General features: G+C 35.2%; 2 protein-coding genes and 1 pseudogene. 2 read left to right on the forward strand and 1 reads right to left on the reverse strand.

Annotated features, from left to right (window positions below):
- Positions 1-66 precede the first annotated feature (66 nt).
- Positions 67-297 (reverse strand): annotated as a pseudogene (locus V6256_RS16475) (transposase); the annotation flags it as partial.
- Positions 298-1,218: 921 nt separating this feature from the next.
- Between V6256_RS16475 and V6256_RS15035 the strand changes: the two are divergent.
- Together V6256_RS15035 and V6256_RS15040 are read left to right on the forward strand one after the other, a co-directional pair.
- Complete coding sequence (locus tag V6256_RS15035; RefSeq protein WP_341599084.1) at positions 1,219-2,232, forward strand: OmpA family protein; 1,014 nt, start codon at positions 1,219-1,221, stop codon at positions 2,230-2,232.
- Between the two features lie 44 nt (positions 2,233-2,276).
- The coding region (locus tag V6256_RS15040; protein WP_341599085.1) for an Ig-like domain-containing protein at positions 2,277-2,973 on the forward strand (697 nt) is incomplete at its 3' end.

Raw genomic sequence — 2,973 nt, forward strand, 5'->3', positions numbered from 1 at the left:
TGTCGCATTAATTAATTCAGTAAAATTGTGGCTCATACTAGCTCCTTTGTAAGAACCTTAATTAGATCACATATTTATCGGAAATGGTATTAGTATATCAATACCCGAATCCTTTAACTCCTTTGTTAAAGCTTTTCCAATATATTCTTTGTCTGCATATAATTTTTCAGTTAGAGTTTTACATAAATTAATCATAGGTGTTCCGTCATTTTCATTAGCTACAGTGATCCTCATTGCTAGGACTTCACCATTATGAATAATCAATAAATGAAGCTTAAAACCAAAGAACCAACCATTTGTACCTTTACCTCACCTAGCTGATTCTTTTAATACTTCATGTCTTTGAATAAGAATATTGTGGCTGACTTCAAGGCTTCTGGAATTAAAAAATTCAGACATTGTATTAATAAAACGGGTGTAACTAAGGGCATTAGGTAATCCTTAGACCAATATAGTTAAACTAAGCCGATATACAAGTTCTTGAAATCACGATGAATTGATTGATGGAATACAATGACTATGGTTATCTTAGAATTTCTGTTCTTTTTTTGTTTCATTTGCAATTAGTTATTCTCCCTCTTGAGGGCAAATTTACATAAAAAATCATCGACATAACAAAAATTCCACGAAGTTACTCATATGCTACCTTGTTGTTCTTTTAAATCATTCTTGGTGAAAGGTCTGATCGCTAAGTGGGTATTTAATTCAATGATCATCAAAATGCTGGTTGATTATCAAACACAAAAGATCAAAACAACCCAGCTATTCGCGTATGTTTTTTGAACCAAAAATATCCATAAGTGAGTGTTTTTTGATATTTAAGGTTGCTGAATTAAATATACTTTTATTTGATTTTGTTGTTACTTTTTTTAGTTGGAAATTATTTATAGAGTATTAGTACTATTAATTAAATTATTTTACTTTTAATATTTAAATACAGGTTTTTCTTATATTATTGATTTTAAATGCCTTTAAATTTATTTCTATTATTACTTTTCTATTGTTTTTTAGTTTTTTTAAAATAGATAGGAAACCTTTTTAGGTGCTGTAACCACTCAATCAAAAGATACAATCATTCAAGCGCCCATTAATGGGTATTTTAATTTCTTATTGTGGTAAAAGTATGATATAAATCTTACTAAAAAATATAACGGGTAATAATAGCTATTTATATGTATTTATATGTATTTATATGTATTTATATTAGGAGTATTTTAGATGGAACCTAAAGGTAAAAATCAATTTAAGAAGAGCATGTTATCTGTTCTTACTGCTTTAATTTTTTTAACCGCTTGTTCAACCGGGGAATTGGTTGGCCCAGATAAAAAATTTGATAAAGCATCTGGGCAAGAACATTTGACTCATCACGAAGCCCAAGCGGTCTTTTTCTTAGAGGATGACGAATCAACCGAAAAGAAAGTAATTCTCGTTAGTAAAGATGAACGATTAATAGGAGCGTTGAAAAAAGAAATCTATATTCCTGCCACAATATGTACCGGTGAACACACTTTTGCGTTTCAACGCAGTGATGGCAACATCTACTTACAAAAAAAAGATACCAATAGCCAGAATGTTAAAGTCAATGTTAGTGCAGGTGACGCCTTATATATGCGTGTTAATGTAGCAAAAGATGGTGTGTTAAGTGCTGAGCGCATAACTGAAAATGATGCCTTAGACATTTTAGATGACGCTGATTATCAATCCTTTTTAGTAAGCCGTCGCATTGATGACTGTACCCCTGAAATTATTCCCCCTCCACCGGTGATATTAGAAGAAATCGAATTATCTGCCGATGCATTATTCCAGTTTAATGGTGCAACCTTGGTCGACCTCGTTGCGAAAGATAAGCTAAACGTACTTTTAGAAAAAATTAAAACCTCTGATCTAGACATTACTAATATTGTTGTTGTTGGTCACACCGATAGAATCGGTGCTAAAGCTTACAATCAAACCCTATCAGAACAACGCGCAAATACCGTGGCTAGTTTCTTAAAAGCGAATGGTATTAAAGAAGATATAAAAGCGATTGGCTTTGGTAGTGCAGATCCAATCACAAAAGGTCAATGTTCAAGCCAACTGAGCAGAAAGAAACTTATTGAATGTTTACAACCAGACAGAAGAGTAAGTGTTGAATTGTGGGGCGATGTCGAAGTTGTGGAAGTGACTGACAGCATAACTCAAAGCATAACGGATGATGCTAAAGCGACTAGTGAAAGTACTAGCGCACAATAAATAAACGACTCAATTTTAATTAAAGACTTATTAAGGACAGACTCATGTCAGATAAAATTCAAGTTTTAACGCAAAGTTCGGAAGGCCTTTTAGCGACCGATGTATCAACTAATGTTCCTGTTACTATTCAAGCACAACCAGGTGTTAATTATGAACTACGTGATATGGAAAGCCAGATTGCGCCACAACAAACACTCATTACAAGAAATGGTGATAATTTAGAGCTTCGATTTGGTGATGCAACAAACGAAGCACCTGTATTTATTCTTGTTGGCTACTATACGCTAGAAACAGCATCACCTTTGATAGGTCTTGCCGAATCAGGCCTCTTTCATCAATATGTTCCTCAAACAGCAGAAGCAGAATTACTAGCATGGAATTTAGATGAAGGTGAAAGTTCATTTCAGAGCTTAGGCTATTATGGGGAATCATCAGAAGTACCATGGTGGCCAATATTATTAGGTGCTTTATTGCTAGGTGGTGGTGCTGTTGCAATTGCAAGTAGTGGTAGTTCCGATGATGGAAGCACTGACACCGTTGCACCAGATGCGCCAGTGATTGATGCAACGGATGGTGAAGAAATCACGGGGACAGCTGAAGCGGGTAGTACAGTCAAGGTCGATGTTGATGGTGACGGTATCCCTGATCAGATCACTGAAGCCGATGAAAATGGTGAATGGAGTGTGACGCCTGATGCGCCATTAGCGGATGGTACGGAAGTGAGCGCGACAGCAACGGACT

The organism is Psychromonas aquatilis, from assembly GCF_038155185.1.
GTDB lineage: Bacteria > Pseudomonadota > Gammaproteobacteria > Enterobacterales > Psychromonadaceae > Psychromonas > Psychromonas aquatilis.

What these genes read in the sequence shown, in the direction of transcription:
- V6256_RS15035 (WP_341599084.1), top strand. Translation starts at nt 1,219, where the DNA reads ATGGAACCTAAAGGTAAAAATCAATTTAAGAAGAGCATGTTATCTGTT.